Genomic DNA, 17,854 nt, shown 5'->3' on the forward strand with positions numbered 1-17,854 from the left:
ATGGCAAGGGAGGCGACCCGGGGACGAGTGTGTACAGGCATAGTTGGCGGCATCTTAGTTGACATGGGAAAACTGTTACTTTTCCAGAGGTATCAACATATCATCATGCCCAGAGCTATGCAAGCTCCGCATGGTTGAGCCTTGACGGGCTCAGGACGAAAAAAAAGCCGGGAAAACAGCCCCGGCTTTATCTGGATCAGCAATTTATGGCGGTTACGCGTCCAAGAGGATGCGCAGCATGCGGCGCAGCGGCTCGGCCGCGCCCCACAACAACTGGTCGCCCACGGTGAACGCGGACAGGTATTCGCCGCCCATGCTCATCTTGCGCACGCGGCCGACGGGAATCGTCAGGCTGCCCGTGACGGCGGCCGGCGACAGGTCGCGCACGGAGGCTTCGCGCGTGTTCGGCACGAATTTCACCCATTCGTTATTGCTGGCGATGATGTCGTTGATTTCATCGAGCGGCACGTCTTTTTTCAGCTTGATGGTCAGCGCCTGCGAATGGCAGCGCATGGCGCCGATGCGCACGCACAGGCCGTCGACAGGAATTTCCTTGGTACCGAAGTCGAGGCCGCGGCCGAGGATCTTGTTCGTTTCCGCGCCCGCCTTCCACTCTTCCTTCGACTGGCCGTTGCCCAGATCCTTGTCGATCCACGGGATCAGGTTGCCGGCCAGCGGCGCGCCGAATTGCTTGATTTCATCCGGGGAATAGCCGTGCTGGGTGGCCAGCACCTGGCGGTCGATTTCCAGGATGGCGGAAGCAGGGTTGTCCAGCAGCGCTTTGACGGAACCGTTGATGGTGCCAAATTGCGTCAGCAGTTCGCGCATGTGCTGCGCGCCGCCGCCCGATGCCGCCTGGTACGTCATCGACGTCATCCAGTCGATCAAATCGTGCTGGAACAGGCCGCCCAGGCCCATCATCATGCACGAGACGGTGCAATTGCCGCCGATATAGTTCTTGACGCCCTTGCCCAGCGCATCCTTGATGACGTGCAGGTTGACTGGGTCGAGCACGATGACGGCGTCTTTTTCCATGCGCAAGGTCGAGGCCGCATCGATCCAGTAGCCGTTCCAGCCGCTGGCACGCAGCTGCGGGAACACGGCGCTCGTGTAGTCGCCGCCCTGGCAGGAAATAATGATGTCGCACTTGGACAGTTCGGCGATGTTGTTGGCATCCTTGAGGATGGTTTCATTCTTCGCCATGGCCGGCGCCGAGCCGCCCGTGTTCGAAGTGGTGAAAAACACCGGTTCGATATGGGCGAAATCGCCCTCTTCCTGCATGCGTTGCATCAGGACCGAACCGACCATACCGCGCCAACCTACCAAGCCAACTAATTTCATTACCATTCCTCAAGATGAGACGGCGACTGCCGTCATTAGACTATTTTATCCCAGTGCTTTTACAACTGCATCGCCCATGGCCTCTGTACCGACCAAAGTCGTGCCCGCTTCGTGGATGTCGGCCGTGCGCAAGCCCTGTGCCAGCACTTGCTTGACGGCGCCCTCGATGCGGTTTGCCTGCTCTTCGCGGTTCAGCGAATAGCGCAGCATCATGGCCGCCGACAAGATCGTCGCCAGCGGATTGGCGATGCCCTTGCCCGCGATATCGGGCGCCGAGCCGTGCGATGGCTCGTACAGACCCTTGTTGTTGGCGTCCAGCGAAGCGGACGGCAACATGCCGATCGAACCCGTCAGCATGGCGGCCGCATCCGACAGGATGTCGCCGAACATGTTACCAGTCACCATGACGTCGAATTTCTTCGGCGCCCGCACCAGCTGCATGGCCGCGTTATCGACATACATGTGGTCGAGCGCCACGTCCGGGTACTCCTTGTGCACGTCGGTGACGATGTCTTTCCAGAACTGGAAGGTTTCCAGCACGTTCGCCTTGTCCACGCTGGTGAGCCTCTTGTCGCGCTTTTGCGCAGCCTGAAAAGCCACGTGGGCGATGCGGCGGATTTCGCCTTCCGCATAGCGCATGGTGTCGTAGCCTTCGCGCTGGCCCTTGAACGGACCGTCCGGGCACTCGCGCACGCCGCGGGGCTGGCCGAAATAAATGTCGCCCGTCAATTCGCGGATGATCAAAATATCCAGGCCGGACACCACTTCCGGCTTCAGGGTCGAGGCGCCCGCCAGTTCCGGATACAGAATGGCCGGACGCAGGTTGGCGAACAGGCCCAGGTTCTTGCGCAAACCCAGGATCGCCTGTTCCGGGCGGAACTGGCGCTCCAGATTGTCATATTTGTAGTCGCCGACGGCGCCGAACAGCACGGCATCGGCCGCTTTCGCCAGGGCCAGGGTGGCTTCCGGCAAAGGGTGTCCATGGGCCGCATAGCCGGCGCCGCCCACGGGCGCCGTTTCCAGTTCGAACGATTCGCCCAGCACATGCAAGACCTTGACGGCTTGCGCGACGATTTCAGGACCGATGCCGTCGCCGGGTAAAATTGCAATTTTCATATTTTTATCGATTAGATGACGTTGGCGAGCCAGGGTTGATTATGCAGATGCCGCTCTTCGAAGGCGCGGATGTCGTCCGCATGGCGCAGGGTCAGGCCGATATCGTCGAGGCCATTCATCAGGCAATATTTGCGGAAGGCGTCGATCTCGAACGGGTACGACACGGAACCATTGCTGGTGCGCACGCATTGCTGCTCCAGGTCCACCACCAGCTTGTAGCCGGGGAAAGCCTTGACTTCATTGAACAGGTGCTCGACCTGGCTTTCCGGCAGCACGATGGGCAGCAAGCCGTTCTTGTAGCAGTTGTTGAAGAAGATGTCGGCAAACGAGGGCGCGATGATGGCGCGGAAGCCATATTGGTCCAGCGCCCACGGCGCGTGTTCGCGCGAGGAGCCGCAGCCGAAGTTCTTGCGTGTCAGCAAGATCGAAGCACCCTGGTAGCGCGGCTCATTGAGCACGAATTCGGGGTTCAGCGGGCGGCGGCTGTTGTCCTGGCCTGGTTCGCCATGGTCGAGGTAGCGCCATTCGTCGAACAGGTTGGGGCCGAAACCGCTGCGGTGGATCGATTTCAGGAATTGCTTCGGGATAATCGCGTCGGTGTCGACGTTGGCGCGGTCCAGCGGGGCGACCAGGCCTTCGTAAATCGTAAATTTATCCATGCTGTTTCTACTCGGTAGGACGCGCGGCGCAGGGCGCCGGCACGTCACGGTTTATTTTCCGCCGGCGCCAGTGACGACCTGGCCGACTTTCTGCACGTCGCGGCCGATGCCGGAGACGGTGTTGCAGCCAGACAGGATGACGGTGGCGATGAGGAGGGCGAAGAGTTTTTTCATGATGAGTTCTCGATAAGAAAGATGGGACTGATACCGCTAGTGTAAACCAGCGGCGCCAGTCCCTTCCGTCATCGCAATCCCCGCACGTCGACAAAGTGGCCGGCGATGCCCGCCGCCGCCGCCATCGCGGGCGACACCAGGTGGGTACGGCCACCCTGCCCTTGCCGGCCTTCGAAGTTGCGGTTCGACGTGGATGCGCAGCGTTCGCCCGGCTCCAGGCGGTCCGCATTCATGGCCAGGCACATGGAGCAGCCCGGCTCGCGCCACTCGAAGCCGGCATCCTTGAAGATGCGGTCCAGTCCTTCGCGCTCGGCCAGGTCCTTGACGAGGCCGGAACCGGGCACCACCAGCGCCAGAGTGACATTCGAGGCGCGGTACTTGCCGCGCACCACGGCGGCGGCCGCGCGCAAATCCTCGATGCGCGAATTGGTGCAGGAACCGATGAAGACCTTGTCGATGCGGATATCTTCGATGGCCGTGTTGGGTTTCAGGGCCATATACACGAGCGCCTTTTCCATCGCATCGCGCTTGACGCTGTCTTTTTCCAGGTCGGGGTCGGGCACGCGGCCATCCACGCCGACCACCATTTCGGGCGACGTGCCCCAGGTCACTTGCGGTACGATCTCGGCGGCGTTGAGGGTGACGACGAGGTCGAAGCGGGCGCCCGGGTCCGAATGCAGGGTGCGCCAATAGGCGACGGCGCGTTCCCAGTGCGGACCGGCCGGCGAGAACGGACGGCCCTTGACGTAATTGATGGTGGTGTCGTCGACGCCGATGATGCCGGCGCGCGCACCCGCCTCGATGGCCATGTTGCACACCGTCATGCGGCCTTCCATCGACAGCGCGCGGATGGCCGAGCCGCCGAACTCGATACAGTAGCCCGTGCCGCCGGCCGTGCCGATCTTGCCGATGATGGCCAGCACGATGTCCTTGGCCGTCACGCCGGCCGGCAGCGCGCCGTCGACTTGCACCAGCATGGATTTGGATTTCTTTTGCAGCAAGGTTTGCGTGGCCAGCACGTGTTCCACTTCGGACGTGCCGATGCCGTGCGCCAGCGCGCCGAAGGCGCCGTGCGTTGACGTGTGCGAGTCGCCGCAGACGACCGTCATGCCGGGCAGGGTCGCGCCCTGTTCGGGGCCGATCACGTGCACGATGCCCTGGCGCTTGTCGTTCATGTTGAAGTAGGTCAAGCCGTAGTGCTTGGCGTTCTTGTCCAGGGTTTCCACCTGCAGGCGCGAGACCGGATCGGCAATGCCGTCCACGCGGCTCGTGGTCGGCACGTTATGGTCGGCCACGGCCAGGTTGGCGGAAATGCGCCATGGCTGGCGGCCCGCCACGCTGAGACCGTCGAAGGCTTGCGGGCTGGTGACTTCGTGCAGCAGGTGCCGGTCGATATACAAAATTGTCGTGCCATCATCTTCGGCCCGAACAACGTGGGATTCCCAGAGTTTGTCGTAAAGCGTCTTCATCATGATTTATGCAGCGTTGCCACAGCCTGTAGTAAGTGATCAAGTGATACCAGGTCATACGGTGATCCACAAGGATTATGCCATATATTGGGCGGCACAGAACTGAAACAGGCAAAAGCGTGGGATTGGCGATACAAAGTTTGGCCACATTGTTGGATATGAGCTGGAAATTGCCGATATCGGCTTGCCAGCGCCATCACAAGCCCATCCGTACGCGGCCGGCCGAAGGACTGACGGCGGCGGCAGAAATACATGTTTTTACTCAATCTTTCATGTATTGTGTTTCGACAATAATGACCGGCGCACGCGCGCCACCACACCTGGGGACTTCGATGCAACTGAATTTGTTGGCGCTGGCCGCCCTGAGCCTGGCCGGCAGCCATGCGGCGGCGGCCACGCCGGGAGAAACATGCGTACAGGACTTGCGCGCCATTGCGCCCTTCCTGCTGGAAAACGACACGGGCGCGCACCAGCACCTGGAGCAAAAGGGACAGGCGTATTTCGACCTGGCGCTGGCCACGGCCGCCACGGCGGCCGCCAGCGCAGCCGATGGCAAGGCCTGCGATGCAATCTTGGAAAACTATGCGCGCACGTGGCGCAAGGGCCACCTGCACGTAAAGCCGGGCAGCGCGCTCGATATCGCCAAACCGGCGCCGGCGCGCCCCGCCACGCCGGGACAGGCAGCACCATCGAAGGCGCCGGCGCTGCGGATATTGTCGGACTCGACCGTGCTGCTGACCTTGCCCAGCTTCCACGGCAGCTACCGCGCCGCCGTCGCCAGCCTGCTCGACACGCACCGCGCGGCGCTGGCGGCGCGTCCCAACTGGATACTCGACGTGCGCCGCAACGGCGGCGGCAGCGACAGCACGTATGCGCCGCTGCTGTCCTGGATCAGTTCGGATGAAATCGTCACGATGGGCGCCGAATGGCTGGCCACCCCAGCCAATATCGACGGCCAGGAAAAAGTCTGCGCGCTGCTGGCGCCTGGCGACCAGGCGTGCGCGGCCTTTGCAAGCCAGGCCGTGGCGCAGATGCGCAGCGTCAAGCCGGGCCAGTACGCGCCGCAGCAAAGCAACGGCACCGTCATCTATACGCGCGTGGACACGCCGGAGCCGCGCCGGCCGGCGCGCGTGGCCGTGCTGGTAGACCGCGACTGCGCCAGCTCCTGCGAAGAATTCCTGCTGGCGGCGCGGCAAAGTTTTCATGTGAAATTGATCGGCCGCAACAGCTACGGCGCGCTCGACTATTCGAACATGCGCCTGCACATCCTGCCGTCGGGCCAGCGCCACCTGCAATACGCCACCTCGCGCTCGGCCCGCTTGCCGCATTTGCAGGTCGACCTGGGCGGCATCATGCCCGACATCTATCTGCCGCCACCGAAGGACGAAGCGGAGCGCGCCGAGGAAGTGCTGCGCGTGCAGCGCTGGCTGGAAGGCGGCACGCTACGCCCCAACAATATTTGACACCGCTGGCGCCATAAAAAAAGCCCGCTATATCTAGCGGGCTTTCTCATGAATACAATGATACTTACATCAGGCCGCCAACCGTACGCTGCCTCTACACCCGTCCATCAGGAACGACAGACCCACAACCAGCACCAGCTCGCCTTCGGCCGAGCGGGCCGTACCGGTAATGCCTTCCACCGTGATGGCCGTCATCGGCTTGATCACGAGGTCGGCCGTGCCATCGACGGCTTCCACGGCGAGAATGTACGGCTGCGGGGCAGCGACAACGATGCCGACGCGCTCGCTGCACGATTCGTAGCCCAGCGAGCCGGCCAGCGACCGCACGGGCAATGGACGGCCCTGGTCTTTCAGCACGGGCGCGCCGCCCACTTCCATGAAGGTTTCCGGCAATTCGACGACGCGCTGCACCACCGCCATCGGCAGCGCCAGCGCGGCGCCCGAGGTCGACACGAGCATGGTCGGCACGATCGACAATTCGATCGGCAGGCGGATGGCGAACTTGGTGCCCTTGCCCAACGTGGATTCGATGTGGATGGCGCCGCGGTTTTTCTCCACGGCCGTTTTCACCACGTCCATGCCCACGCCGCGCCCGGAAACGCTGGAGGCGACTTCCTTGGTCGAGAAGCCCGGCAGGAACACCAGCTGGAAGCATTCGTCGTTGCTCAGTTGCGCGTTTTCGCTGATCAAGCCCTTTTGCTGGGCCTTGCTGCGCAGGAAGACCGGGTCCATGCCCTTGCCGTCATCCTGCAGCACGATCATGACGCTGTTCGCTTCCTGCCATGCCTTGAGCGAAATATACGATTTGGCGGGCTTGCCGGCGGCCAGGCGCGCTTCCGGCGATTCGACGCCATGGTCGAGCGAGTTGCGCAGCATGTGCACGAGCGGATCGTACAGGCTGTCCACGACGACGCGGTCGACTTCCGTCTCCGCGCCTTCGATGGTCAGCTCGACATCCTTGCCCAGGTCTTTCGCCAGTTCGCGCACGAGGCGCGGGAATTTCTGGAACAGGCGGCCGACGGGCTGCATGCGCGTGGCCAGGGTGGCCCGCTGCAGTTCCGTCGAGTAGCGCGAGGCCCGTTCCAGGGTTTCCGCCAGGGTCGCCATCAGGGTGGCGGCCTGGCCTTCGAATTTGAATTGCAGCAAGCGCTCGAGCAGCACGGCGGCCTGGTTGGCGGCCTGCACGGATTCGCCGGCCACTTCCAGCAGCGCGTCGAGCTTGACGGCATCGACGCGGATGCTGTCTTCCTTGACGGGCGCGGCATGGCGTACTTCCGGACGCTCTTCGCGTCGTTCGGCGCCATCCCAGGCCTTGGCGGCCGGTTTGGCGGCAGCGGAGGCAGGTGCTGCAGGTGCGGCGGCGGCCACAGCGGGCGCAGCGGCGGCGGACACGGGCGCGGCAGCGACCCGGCTACCCTCGGGCACGACGGCGTTGTACATGGCTTCCCAGTCCAGGCCATCGGCGCCGGCAGTGGCAACGGCGGCGGCCGGCGCGGCCACAACAACTTCGGCAACCTCGGCAACGGGAGCGGCCACTTCCGCCACGGCGGCGGCTGGCGCAGGCGCGTCCATGCCCTTGCCTTCGATGGCATTCGTCAGGATGTGTTCCAGCTCTTCCGGCATGGCCGGCAAGCTTTCCGGCGCGGCGCCATTCGCCAGCTCCGTCAGCTGGCCGGCCACGAAACCGGACGCTTGCAGCGCCGCCTCGATGGCGATCGGGGTCACGGGCGCGGCGCCCGTGCGCAAGGCATCGAACAGGTTTTCCGTCAGATGGCAGGCCGCCACCAGCGCGGGCAAGCCCATGAAGCCGGCGCCGCCCTTGATGGTGTGGAAGGAACGAAACACGGCATTCAGTGTTTCCTTGTTGTCAGGATCGCGCTCGAGGCGCAACAAGTGCTCTTCAACATTAACCGCAAGATCCATCGCCTCAACGACGAAATCCTTGAGCATATCGTCCATTAGAATCCCAAATCCGCAAGAAGGTCGTCTACATTATCCTGGTCCAGCGCCACCGACGGCACGGACGGGCCCTGCATCAGCGGCACCGGCTTTTGCGCCAGTTTCTCGCGCACTTCGGCCGGTGCGTTGTCGCGCAGCAGCTGGGCCAGTTCGTTTTCCACCGTCTTGGTGATGTTGACCACTTTTTTGATCAGCTGGCCCGTGATGTCCTGGAAGTCCTGCGCCATCATGATTTCCAGCAAGCGCGCTTTCTCCGCTTCCGTTGCCTCGGCAACGGCTTGCGCGAACTGGCGCGAGTCGCCGGCCAGCGCCTTGAATTCTTCCAGGCTCAGCTTGCCGTCGAACAGGGCCGTCCAGCGGCCGTCCATGTCCTTGGCCTTCTTCGACAGCACATCCTGCGCCGGCATGCCTTCGTCGAGCGTGTTCAGAACCTTGTTGGCAGCCTGTTCCGTCAGGGTGGCGACATATTCCAGGCGGTCCTGGGCGTCGACGATCTGCGACGACGCTTCCGTCAATGCCTTGTCGTAGCCCAGTTCGCGCAGCGAATCGTGCAGCAGGCGCACGATGCCGCCCAGGCGCTCGAACATCGGCTTGTCGGACTGGTCGACGGGATCGGCCGCGTCGCCAGGCGCGTCGGCGCCGGCAGCGGGCGCCGCTTCCGGCGCGGCTGGCGTTTCTGCCGCGGCGGCTGCCGGCACGGCGGCGCTGGCCGACACGGAGTCGAACAGCGCGTCGAAATCGTCCTCCGCGATCACGGCGGGAGCGGGCGCGGCGGCAGGCGCGGGCTGAGCCGCGGCCGCACTTTGCGCAGATACTTCATCGAATAATGCGTCGAAATCATCAGCGGCGTTGGTCATATCCCTGCTTCTCCATAATTTGTCAAAATTCCGCCTGAACTGTGCGTTTTACAGACTGATACCCACAATTTCTCGATTAAGATGATTTGAGGCAATACCGCTGCGATGGTGCGAGTGTAGCAGGGCGCCGCCCTGTTGGTAAATCTCAAAACGCGCTTCCTGGTGCAAAGCTGGCCCACAAGAGCTTTTCCACCGGGAAATAAGTGTTCCTGCTGTTGTATTTTGAAATACTACCATTGGCGTGCGTGCAAGACCACGCGCCGTACAAGAAATCCTGCTTCCGGGCGCCCGCGCAACAGCGCAGTATGGACATCGTTACAGCTAAAACACGATCTTTCTGCCAATGTTGTCTATACTGAAGGTGCAGTTGTATTGATAATTATCAAGTCTTTACATGAATACAATGCTGCCGCCGCGTCTACAATAAGAGGCGTTGCGCGCGCTCAGTCATCGCCAAAGGACCTGCCATGTATAAGAAAATTCTGATCGCCACGGACGGCTCCACCGTCTCCAACTTGACGGCCTGTGCCGGCGTTGCCTTTGCCGAACAGATGCACGCCGACATCCTTGCCGTGTACGTGGCGCCCGAATACCAGTACCCGGTATACATCGAGATCATTCCGCCAAGCTACCCCAGCGAGGAGGAATATCGCATCGCCATGCGCAAGGCGGGCGCCGACCACTGGCAGCCCATCCTCGACGCAGCCGCCAAGCGGGGTCTGGAAGCGACGGGCTTGACGGCCTTTTCCGACAGCCCCGCCCTGAAAATCGTGGAAGTGGCGCAATTGCAGCATTGCGACCTGATTTTCATGGGCTCGCATGGCCGTAGCGGCTGGGGGCAATTGCTGCTGGGCAGCGTCACCAACAAGGTGCTGTCGCACTCGAAATTGCCGGTACTCGTGCATAGGCTGATCAAGGAGCCACCGTCGGAATAAGGGGTCACATGGCCATGGAGGCCGCCGTTGCCGGCACATTAAGAAAAAGGCAAATTTCGGCCGCGTCAGTTAAAATGGCAACGTTTCTCGTTTCTCAACATTTGATTGTCCGGTGACGGACAGAGCAGATTTCACGCATCCAGATTGCCCGCCTATGATACGTATTGTGATTGCCGACGACCACACCATCATGCGAGAAGGATTGAAGCGCATCCTTGACGGCGCGCCGGACATCGATATCGTGGGTGAAGCCATCGACGGCTTTGAAGTACTCAACCACGTACGCCAGGGCGGTTTCGACCTGCTGCTGCTCGACCTGTCGATGCCGGGCCGCAGCGGCGTCGACCTGATCCGGCAAATCCGCAGCGAAGCGCCGAAGCTGGCCATCCTGATCCTCACCATGCATGAGGAGGAACAATATGCGGTGCGCGCCATCCGCGCCGGCGCGCAAGGCTATCTGACCAAGGAAAGCGCGGGTACCCAGCTCGTGGGCGCCATCCACAAGGTGGCGTCGGGACGTCCGTATATCAGCGCCGAGGTGGCGGAGCAACTCGTGCTCAACATCATGATGCCAAATGAAAGTTTGCTGCACAAACAGTTGTCGGACCGCGAGTTCGAAGTCTTTTCCCTGCTGGTGGCGGGCAAGTCGATCACGGAAATTGCCAACAATCTGCACCTGAGCGTCAAGACGGTGAGTACGCACAAGACGCGCATCATGCAAAAGATGGGCATGAGTTCGTTGTCGGAAATGGTCCAGTACGCCGTGGCGCACCGCCTCTTATCCCCCTTCAAGACTTGAGCACGGCGGCGCGCGCACGCGCGTCGACCGTAGGAACAATCCTACCTCAGCTACCACAGCTCCTACTGCCATATTCAGCCACTGCTGATATTAATTGGATACGGTTGTTGGCATACTGAAACCAGTAATCAAGTTGCTGGGAAGTTATTTCATCACACAGCAAGTCGTCAGCGAATTGAGCTTTATCTGCCTGGACGCGCGCCGCCCCTTCCCTGCCCGCCGTCCTGCGCACCCTGTTATTCAACTCTGAACTACCTGTCACCAGGAGATGAACATGCTGTCCACGCAAACGCCCGAAACCCGCGCCGCCTCCCCATCGCTGGCCCCCTCCTCCCCGATGGAAGCAGGGCGCCAGCGCCAGGGGCGGCTCTGGTCGAACCTGAAGGAGGTGTGCGACCTGCTGCATATCTCCAGCGCCTGCACCATCGCCGCCGACGAACTGCTGTTCCAGCATGTGCAATTCAAGACGGGCCAGCGCGTGCACACCATCGGCCAGCCGTTCGACACCCTGTACATCGTCAATTCGGGCTTCCTGAAAACCGTGCTCATCGATGAATTCGGCAATGAACAAGTACTGAGCTTTCCCATGAAGGGCGACATGCTGGGCGTTGACGGCATCCACTCGCGCCATTACTCCTCGGAAGCGGTGGCCCTATCCGACTGCGACCTGATCCTGCTGCCGTTCAAGAAGCTGACGGCGCTGGGACGTGTCCACCTGGAACTGGAAAACGTCATGTACGGCGTGATGAGCCGCGAACTGGTGCGCGAGCAGGCGATGATCGGCATGCTGGGCGCCTTGAGTGCCGAAGCCCGCGTGGCGCGCTTCCTCGTTTCGCTGGCCGACCGCTTCGCGCAGATGGGTTACTCGAGCAAGCTGTTCAACCTGCGCATGACGCGCCATGAAATCGGCAGCTACCTGGGCCTGACCCTGGAAACGGTGAGCCGCACCCTGTCCGCCTTCAATGAAATCGGCCTGATCTCGGTTGACCAGCGCACCATCGGCATCAAGGATCCGGACGCCCTGAAAACACTGCGCCGCCTGCCGCCTTCGCGCTCGCGCGCCAAGCAGCTGGCCGCCGCCAAGCTCAAGGCCGACACCACCGCCGCGGCGGCCGCCTCGGCCCAATTGCTGGCCACGATTTAACGCCATCCCGCTTTCTTCCAGCTTGGCACAGGCTTGACCCGGCCAAGGCGCGCACCGCCTTGCCGGGTCTTTTTTGCCGCCACCGCCCCTCCACGCCGCGCCAGCGGCCGCCTTTGAACGACCTCGTCGGCCAAGGCGTCGCGCTGCCATAAAAAAGCGCAGGTTCCACACAAATAAGCCTTGCTTTTCGGGCCACATTCAACAATAATGCAAATACGAATCATTCTCAACTGAGATAAAGAAAGCCCAACATGCAAAGCTCAAAACCAGCCTTGATCCAGGATGCCGCTACTGCCCACGTCCGTCCTCCCGTCAGCATGGCCCAGCCGGCGCGCCGCATCACCAGCGAAGCCCTGTTGCAGCAGGGCCGCGAAGTGGAGATTGAACACAGCGGCAAGATCTATCGCCTGCGCGTCACCCAATTGAACAAGCTGATCCTGACTGCCTGAAGCAGCACGGCAGCCAGTCACCACACTCGCCAGCCAGTCGCGCCCCGTGCGCGCAGCCAGCCAAACCACCGCACAGGAGTGTTTGATGGCGCACGACCGACCTTCCCCGATGTTTTCTTCCCCGCAAGGCCAACAGCCTGAGTTGCTGCTCTCGGCCGTGCTGCACCTGATGTCACACTATCATGCGGGCAGTCCCTGCGAGAAACTGGCCGGTGTCATCGAACGCCATCTGCAAGCGCTGGCCGGCTCGCCCGGCCTGAGTCCCGTGCTGCAAGCAACTTGCCAGCAACTGTCCCAGCAATGGGCCACCTTGGTGGCGCTGCACCAGCCCACGCCGCCGAAGACCACCTTGCTGGATCGCCTGGCACGCATGCTGAGCGCCAGGCGCCCCGCTTCGCCCCTGCCGCAATAGTTCTCTTCAACATTTCCACCGCCCAACAGGATACCGCCATGTGTGACAAAGACCAGTCCCTGCCCGTCATCAGCAATTGCGCCCACGCCGACACGGAAACGGCGGCGCTCGCTTCGCGCCGCCGCCGGCTGTGGGAACTGTCGCACACCTGCCATTGTCCGCTGGTCGGCGTGGGTTTGCCATTGGGCTACCTGCGCAAACTGGTAGGCAAGATGACGGGCGGACGCGTGCTGGCCGACGACTACGAAGTGCACGTGGGCGCCGTGACGGAATGCGGCGCGCGCAACCGCCTGTCCGAAGCGCTGCAAAAGGAACTCGAACGCCGCTACGCTCCCGTGATCCTGCGCTTTCGCGGCGCCAAGACGACGGAGCAGGTAGCGCAACTGTGGCGCACGGCCGTCGCCAACGGCGACGTGTCGGGCGCTTTCTGGGCCGGCCTGACGCACCCGCGCTGCGATGCCGAGCTGGAAGAGCAGATGTGCCGCGACCTGCACATGATCCAGCACCAGGCCGGCGCCTGCGTGCGCGCCGACATGGGCAAGTTTACGGCCTTGCAGGAAGAAAACGCGCGCCTGACGCACGAACTGGCCAAGCTGCAACAACGCAGTCAGGCCGCCCTGATGGAAAAGACGGGCGAGCTGGAACGCCAGGAGGCCGTGCTGCTGCGCACGCGTGCCGAGGCCATCGGCAAGGACAGCGTGATCGACGGCTTGCGCGCGGAACTGGCGCAGTTGCAGGCCGCCATCCCCGCGCTGGAATCGCGCACGCGCCTGGTCGAGCGCCTGGCGCAAATGGATGAGCGCGAAAAGGAATTGCGCCAGCAAATCGCGGAATTGAAACAGGCCCAGCCGCGCCCGGCCGCCGTCGCGCCACCACCGGCGCCGAAGCTGGAAGTGCCGACCGGCGGCAAGCTGAAAATGCCGATCCGCCTCGTCGACCAAAGCGTCTTGTGCGTGGGCGGACGCAGCGGCAATGTCGCCACCTACCGCGCCCTGATCGAGCGGGTGGGCGCGCAGTTCGCCCACCACGACGGCGGCCTGGAAGACAATGCCAACCTGCTCGATTCGAGCCTGGCGGCGGCCGACCTGGTGATTTGCCAGACGGGCTGCATCAGCCACAGCGCCTACTGGCGCGTGAAGGATTACTGCAAGCGCACGGGCAAGCGCTGCGTCTTCATCGACAACCCCAGCATCTCCAGCCTGGCGCGCGGCTTGCAGGAAGTGAGCGCGGACATCGAACCCGCCGCGCTGAACGCGGCAGGGTAAGAGCGGGACGCCACAGCACGCCCCCGCGATTTTCCTGCGCCAGCTGGTTTCAGCAGGGGTCCTGGTTGGCACGCACCTGGTTGCGGCCATTGCGTTTCGCCGCATAGACTTCGCGGTCCGCCATAGCCAGCAAGTCCTCGGCGCTCATGCCTGCCCGGTAGGCGGCCACGCCGATGGACACCGTGGCCAGAATCGGCGGCTCGGTTTCCAGCGCCGCCTGCGCTACCACCTGGCGGATGCGCTCGGCCACTTCACAGGCTTGCGCCAAGTCTGCCGAGGGCAGCAGCGCGACGAACTCCTCGCCGCCAAAGCGGGCGCTCAGGTCTCCTTTCCTCAGGGGCGAAGCGATGCGTCTGGCCACAGCTTGCAGGGCCTGGTCGCCCACGCCATGGCCGTGCGTATCGTTGATTTTCTTGAAGTAGTCGATATCGAGCATCAGCAGGGAAAACACGGCACCGCGCCGGTCACCCTCGACGATCAGGTTTTCCAGCGCCAGGTCCAGGGCACGACGGTTCAAGTGTCCCGTCAAGGCGTCGGTGCTGGCCAGGCGATTGGCGTGGATCAGATGCTGCTGCAGGCGCTCGGCCAGGGCACCGTTTTCCAGCCGCAGCCGGATTCCTTCAATGACGCGGGTGGAGATCGGGCCGATGGTATAGATCAGCAGCGCACAATACACGGACAAGCCGATGACGAGCTGCAGGCCGGCGTCGATGCCCGACCACCGCCTGGCGACGCACACGGCCGTGGTCAGCCACATGGCGCCCGTGAGGACGCGAAATGCGCGCGGATAGGTGATATACGTCGGTACGTTGACCGCAAGCACGCCGCATAGCACGATCAGCAGCCAGCCATCGAGGCGGGCGTTGTGCGTCATCAGCATCAAGCCCATCAAGCCCATCAAGCCCCAGCAGATGCCATCCAACGCAGCCGCGGCCATCAGCACGAGATGGTGCTGCCTGGCGCTGGCCCCGGTGTTGCCAATATGCCGCAGCGCCAGCAGGCTCAGGGACCATACGAGGAAGAAGCAGCCCACCCAGCGCAGCACATCGGCGACCGGCACCATGCCGTACGTGAGCCAGGCAACCAGAATCCAGCCCACCGGCGTCGCATGGAAAGTTCTTTCCTGGGCTTCCACGCATTGGACAAAGCCCAGTTCCGTGGCTTCGTCCTGCATGCTTTCTGCCGGGGCAGCGAACTCTGTCATTCCCTGAGTGGACATACGCCTCTTTCGGTGCAGGTGTACGGCCACAGTGCCAGACAGATAGACTATTTGCAACGACTTTTTCCGCGCGCCTGCGCACTGGCAGCACCGTCAACACGGGGCCGCATCGGGCGAACGGCAAAGTGGAAACAGCCGGGATCAGCCCCCCGGCGCGAATGTGCGGCGATGAAAAAACTCAATACACGTCGCGCCGGTAGCGTCCTTCGGCTGCCAGCGCGTCGAGCGCGGGCCGGCCCAGGATCTCTTGCAGCGCCTGGTCGACGCCGCCCGCCATGCCGGCCAGGCTGCCGCAGATGTAGATGGCCGCGCCCTGCTCCAGCCACAGCTTGACTTCATCGGCATTGCCGCGGAGGCGATCCTGCACATAGGTCCGCTCCGCCTGGTCGCGTGAAAACGCCAGGTCCAGGCGCGGCAAGTCGCCGCTGGCGTGCCAGCCTTCAATTTCTTCGCGATAATGAAAATCGTGGGCCACATTGCGTTCGCCAAAGATCAGCCAATTGCGCCGCTGCCCTGCCAGCACGCGGCTTTTCAAATGTCCGCGCAAGCCGGCGATGCCGCTGCCGTTGCCGATCAAAATCAATGGCCGCTGGGCATTGTCTTCCAGACGGAAACGCCGGTGCTGGCGCAAGCGCAGCTGCACCACGTCGCCGACCTTGGCCTGCGCCGTGAGCCAGCCCGAGGCCAGGCCCAGGCTGCCATCGGGATGCGCATGCTGGCGCACCAGCAAGTGCACGCCGCCATCGCGCGGGATCGAGGCGATCGAATATTCGCGCGGCTGCGATGGATCGGCGGGCGCCGTCACCTGCACCAGGTCGCCCGACTGCCACTCCGGCAAGGCGCCCGCCACGGGCGCCAGTTCCACGTGATAAATGGCGCCGCCGGCGCTGCCAGGGTTGAGGTGGCGCCGCTGCGCCAGCCGCCAGTCGCCAAACGCTGGCGCACTCCAGTCCGGCGCGTCGCTGGTGCCGGCCAGGTGGCTCAGGTGCTGGAACCATTGCTCGATGGCGGCGCTGGCGCTGCGATCGACTTCGATGCGTTCGAACAGGCGCGACGCGCCCTGCCCCGCCAGCCAGGCATCGAGCGCGCGGCCGAAGCCGCAGAACTGGCCATAGCTGCGGTCGCCCAGGGCCAGCACGGCATAGTGCAATTGCGGCAGCGCAATCTCGCCCGTCATCAATCGGCCCATGAAGGCGGCCGCATTGTCGGGCGCATCGCCTTCCCCGTACGTGCTGACCAGGAACAAGGCCCGTTCGGCCTGTTGCAGATCAGCGGCCGTGACTTCCGCCAGCGCGCACAGGCGCACGGGGATGCCGGCCAGCTGCAGGCTCTGCGCCGTTTGCATGGCCAGTTCCTCGGCATTGCCCGTCTGGCTCGCATACGTCACCAGCCAGGGCCGGCTGTTGGCCAGCGCCGCCTTGGCCGCATCGGACGCGCGGCGTTTGGCGCGCGCGCGCAGCCAGGGCGCCAGGCACACGCCCGCATAACTGAGGGACAGGGCGGCCAGCAAGGCCAGCCGCGTCGTATCGTGCGTAAAAATCATGGAATTAATCGTTCATTCGTCGAGCATGGCCAGCATGTGGCTGCTCAGCGTTTCGTGGTAGCCGTGGCCGTCGCGCTGCAGGAAGCGCGCGGCCAGGCCCTGCTCTTCCGCCAGCGCCATGCCGGCCTCGACACCCAGCACGGTCAGGGCCGTCGACCAGGCGTCGGCCGCCATGCATTGCTCGTGCACGACGGTGACGGAAGCGAGTTGATTGGCGATCGGCATGCCGCTGCGCGGATCGATGGTGTGCGAGAAACGCACTGTGCCGTCCTGGAAAAAACGCCGGTAGTCGCCCGACGTCGCCACGGACAAGCCGTGCAGCGCCAGCAGCATTTCCGCCGGATGCCGCTCGGCATTGGCGCCATCGACCTGTTCCAGCATCACCCACCACGGCTGACCGTCGGGCTTGCTGCCGGCGCCGCGCAGTTCGCCACCGACTTCGACCAGGTAATGGTGGATGCCCTGGCTGTCCAGGTAGCGGGCCAGGCGGTCCACGCCATAGCCCTTGGCGATGGCGGACAAATCGAGCTGCAAGCCGCCCGGCTGGCGCGCGCGGCGGGCCGGCAAGTCCAGCTCCAGGCGGCGGCGCTGGCCTTGCGCCAGCAGCAGGGCCACGCTATCGTCTTTCGGCGGCAAAAAGCCCGGTTCATCGTAGCGATGGCGGGGACCGAAGCCCCAGAGATTGACGAGGGCGCCCGCGCACGGGTCGTACGCGCCACCCGATACTTGCGACACGTGCATGGCAAAGCCCAGCACCTCGCAAAACGCGGCGGGCAGGCTGTGCCAGCTGCCAGGCTCGGCCCGGTTGAAGCGGCCCAGGTCGGACTCATCGCTCCAGTGGCTCATTTGCGCCACCACCAGGTCCAGCTGCTGCTGCAAGCCCTGCTGCAAGTCGGCGCTGCCCGCGCGTCCCGGCATGGCGGACTCGAGCAGGCGCACCGACCAGCTGGTGCCCATGGACAAGCCACGCAAGTCCCGGATCGCGGCGCCGGGCGGCGCGGCCTGATCGGAAATATGCTGCGGCAGCAGGACCCGGCGCATCGGCGCTCT

17 protein-coding genes are annotated in these 17,854 nt (G+C 63.4%); 7 read left to right on the forward strand and 10 right to left on the reverse strand.

Annotation, left to right across the window (positions count from 1 at the left end; all coding sequences use genetic code 11):
* Nucleotides 1–213 precede the first annotated feature (213 nt).
* From asd to leuC, 5 genes are all read right to left on the reverse strand, one after another.
* Complete coding sequence (gene asd, locus IGS55_RS08390; RefSeq protein WP_072452459.1) at nt 214–1,341, reverse strand: aspartate-semialdehyde dehydrogenase; 1,128 nt, start codon at nt 1,339–1,341, stop codon at nt 214–216.
* Between the two features lie 45 nt (nt 1,342–1,386).
* Nucleotides 1,387–2,457: a 3-isopropylmalate dehydrogenase gene (gene leuB / locus IGS55_RS08395; RefSeq protein ID WP_230517350.1), complete on the reverse strand. Its 1,071-nt coding sequence runs from the start codon at nt 2,455–2,457 to the stop codon at nt 1,387–1,389.
* 11 nt (nt 2,458–2,468) lie between these two features.
* Nucleotides 2,469–3,116, reverse strand: a complete 648-nt coding sequence (gene leuD, locus IGS55_RS08400) for a 3-isopropylmalate dehydratase small subunit (RefSeq protein ID WP_230517351.1) — start codon at nt 3,114–3,116, stop codon at nt 2,469–2,471.
* Between the two features lie 51 nt (nt 3,117–3,167).
* Nucleotides 3,168–3,290 carry a lipoprotein gene (locus IGS55_RS08405; protein ID WP_010400408.1) on the reverse strand — a complete coding sequence of 41 codons (123 nt, stop codon included), beginning with the start codon at nt 3,288–3,290 and terminating at the stop codon, nt 3,168–3,170.
* A 68-nt stretch (nt 3,291–3,358) separates the two neighbouring features.
* Nucleotides 3,359–4,762: a 3-isopropylmalate dehydratase large subunit gene (gene leuC, locus IGS55_RS08410; RefSeq protein WP_128142323.1), complete on the reverse strand. Its 1,404-nt coding sequence runs from the start codon at nt 4,760–4,762 to the stop codon at nt 3,359–3,361.
* Between the two features lie 329 nt (nt 4,763–5,091).
* Between leuC and IGS55_RS08415 the strand changes: the two genes are divergently transcribed.
* A complete protein-coding gene (locus IGS55_RS08415) occupies nt 5,092–6,222 on the forward strand; it encodes a S41 family peptidase (RefSeq protein WP_230517352.1) in 1,131 nt (376 codons plus the stop codon).
* 69 nt (nt 6,223–6,291) lie between these two features.
* Here IGS55_RS08415 and IGS55_RS08420 read toward each other — a convergent pair whose 3' ends face one another.
* Together IGS55_RS08420 and IGS55_RS08425 are read right to left on the reverse strand one after the other, a co-directional pair.
* Nucleotides 6,292–8,181 carry a chemotaxis protein CheA gene (locus IGS55_RS08420; protein ID WP_230537184.1) on the reverse strand — a complete coding sequence of 630 codons (1,890 nt, stop codon included), beginning with the start codon at nt 8,179–8,181 and terminating at the stop codon, nt 6,292–6,294.
* A complete protein-coding gene (locus IGS55_RS08425) occupies nt 8,181–9,038 on the reverse strand; it encodes a protein phosphatase CheZ (RefSeq protein ID WP_230517354.1) in 858 nt (285 codons plus the stop codon). Before IGS55_RS08425 ends, IGS55_RS08420 begins: the two co-directional genes overlap by 1 nt.
* Nucleotides 9,039–9,505: 467 nt before the next feature.
* On the opposite strand from IGS55_RS08425, the gene IGS55_RS08430 reads away from it, so the two are divergent.
* From IGS55_RS08430 to IGS55_RS08455, 6 genes are all read left to right on the forward strand, one after another.
* Nucleotides 9,506–9,973 carry a universal stress protein gene (locus IGS55_RS08430; RefSeq protein WP_034750554.1) on the forward strand — a complete coding sequence of 156 codons (468 nt, stop codon included), beginning with the start codon at nt 9,506–9,508 and terminating at the stop codon, nt 9,971–9,973.
* Nucleotides 9,974–10,127: 154 nt separating this feature from the next.
* On the forward strand, nt 10,128–10,772 hold the full coding sequence (locus IGS55_RS08435) for a response regulator (RefSeq protein WP_034750556.1): 645 nt from the start codon (nt 10,128–10,130) through the stop codon (nt 10,770–10,772).
* Nucleotides 10,773–11,109: 337 nt separating this feature from the next.
* The gene (locus IGS55_RS08440) at nt 11,110–11,916 is read left to right on the forward strand and encodes a Crp/Fnr family transcriptional regulator (RefSeq protein ID WP_070221155.1); all 807 of its coding nucleotides are present in this window, start codon (nt 11,110–11,112) and stop codon (nt 11,914–11,916) included.
* 251 nt (nt 11,917–12,167) lie between these two features.
* Nucleotides 12,168–12,365, forward strand: coding sequence for a hemin uptake protein HemP (hemP, locus tag IGS55_RS08445; RefSeq protein WP_034750559.1), 198 nt, complete (start codon nt 12,168–12,170; stop codon nt 12,363–12,365).
* 85 nt (nt 12,366–12,450) lie between these two features.
* The gene (locus tag IGS55_RS08450) at nt 12,451–12,777 is read left to right on the forward strand and encodes a hypothetical protein (protein WP_230517355.1); all 327 of its coding nucleotides are present in this window, start codon (nt 12,451–12,453) and stop codon (nt 12,775–12,777) included.
* 38 nt (nt 12,778–12,815) lie between these two features.
* The gene (locus IGS55_RS08455; protein WP_230517356.1) at nt 12,816–14,042 is read left to right on the forward strand and encodes a DUF2325 domain-containing protein; all 1,227 of its coding nucleotides are present in this window, start codon (nt 12,816–12,818) and stop codon (nt 14,040–14,042) included.
* Nucleotides 14,043–14,091: 49 nt separating this feature from the next.
* Here IGS55_RS08455 and IGS55_RS08460 read toward each other — a convergent pair whose 3' ends face one another.
* From IGS55_RS08460 to IGS55_RS08470, 3 genes are all read right to left on the reverse strand, one after another.
* Nucleotides 14,092–15,216, reverse strand: a complete 1,125-nt coding sequence (locus IGS55_RS08460; protein ID WP_230517357.1) for a GGDEF domain-containing protein — start codon at nt 15,214–15,216, stop codon at nt 14,092–14,094.
* A 223-nt stretch (nt 15,217–15,439) separates the two neighbouring features.
* Entirely contained in the window at nt 15,440–16,804 is a 1,365-nt protein-coding gene (locus IGS55_RS08465; RefSeq protein WP_230517358.1) for a sulfite reductase subunit alpha, read from the reverse strand.
* Nucleotides 16,805–16,816: 12 nt separating this feature from the next.
* Nucleotides 16,817–17,845, reverse strand: coding sequence for an FAD:protein FMN transferase (locus IGS55_RS08470; protein ID WP_230517359.1), 1,029 nt, complete (start codon nt 17,843–17,845; stop codon nt 16,817–16,819).
* Between the last annotated feature and the right edge of the window lie 9 nt (nt 17,846–17,854).

Origin of the sequence: Janthinobacterium sp. EB271-G4-3-2 (assembly GCF_020858035.1) — a bacterium.
Lineage (GTDB): Bacteria > Pseudomonadota > Gammaproteobacteria > Burkholderiales > Burkholderiaceae_D > Janthinobacterium > Janthinobacterium aestuarii.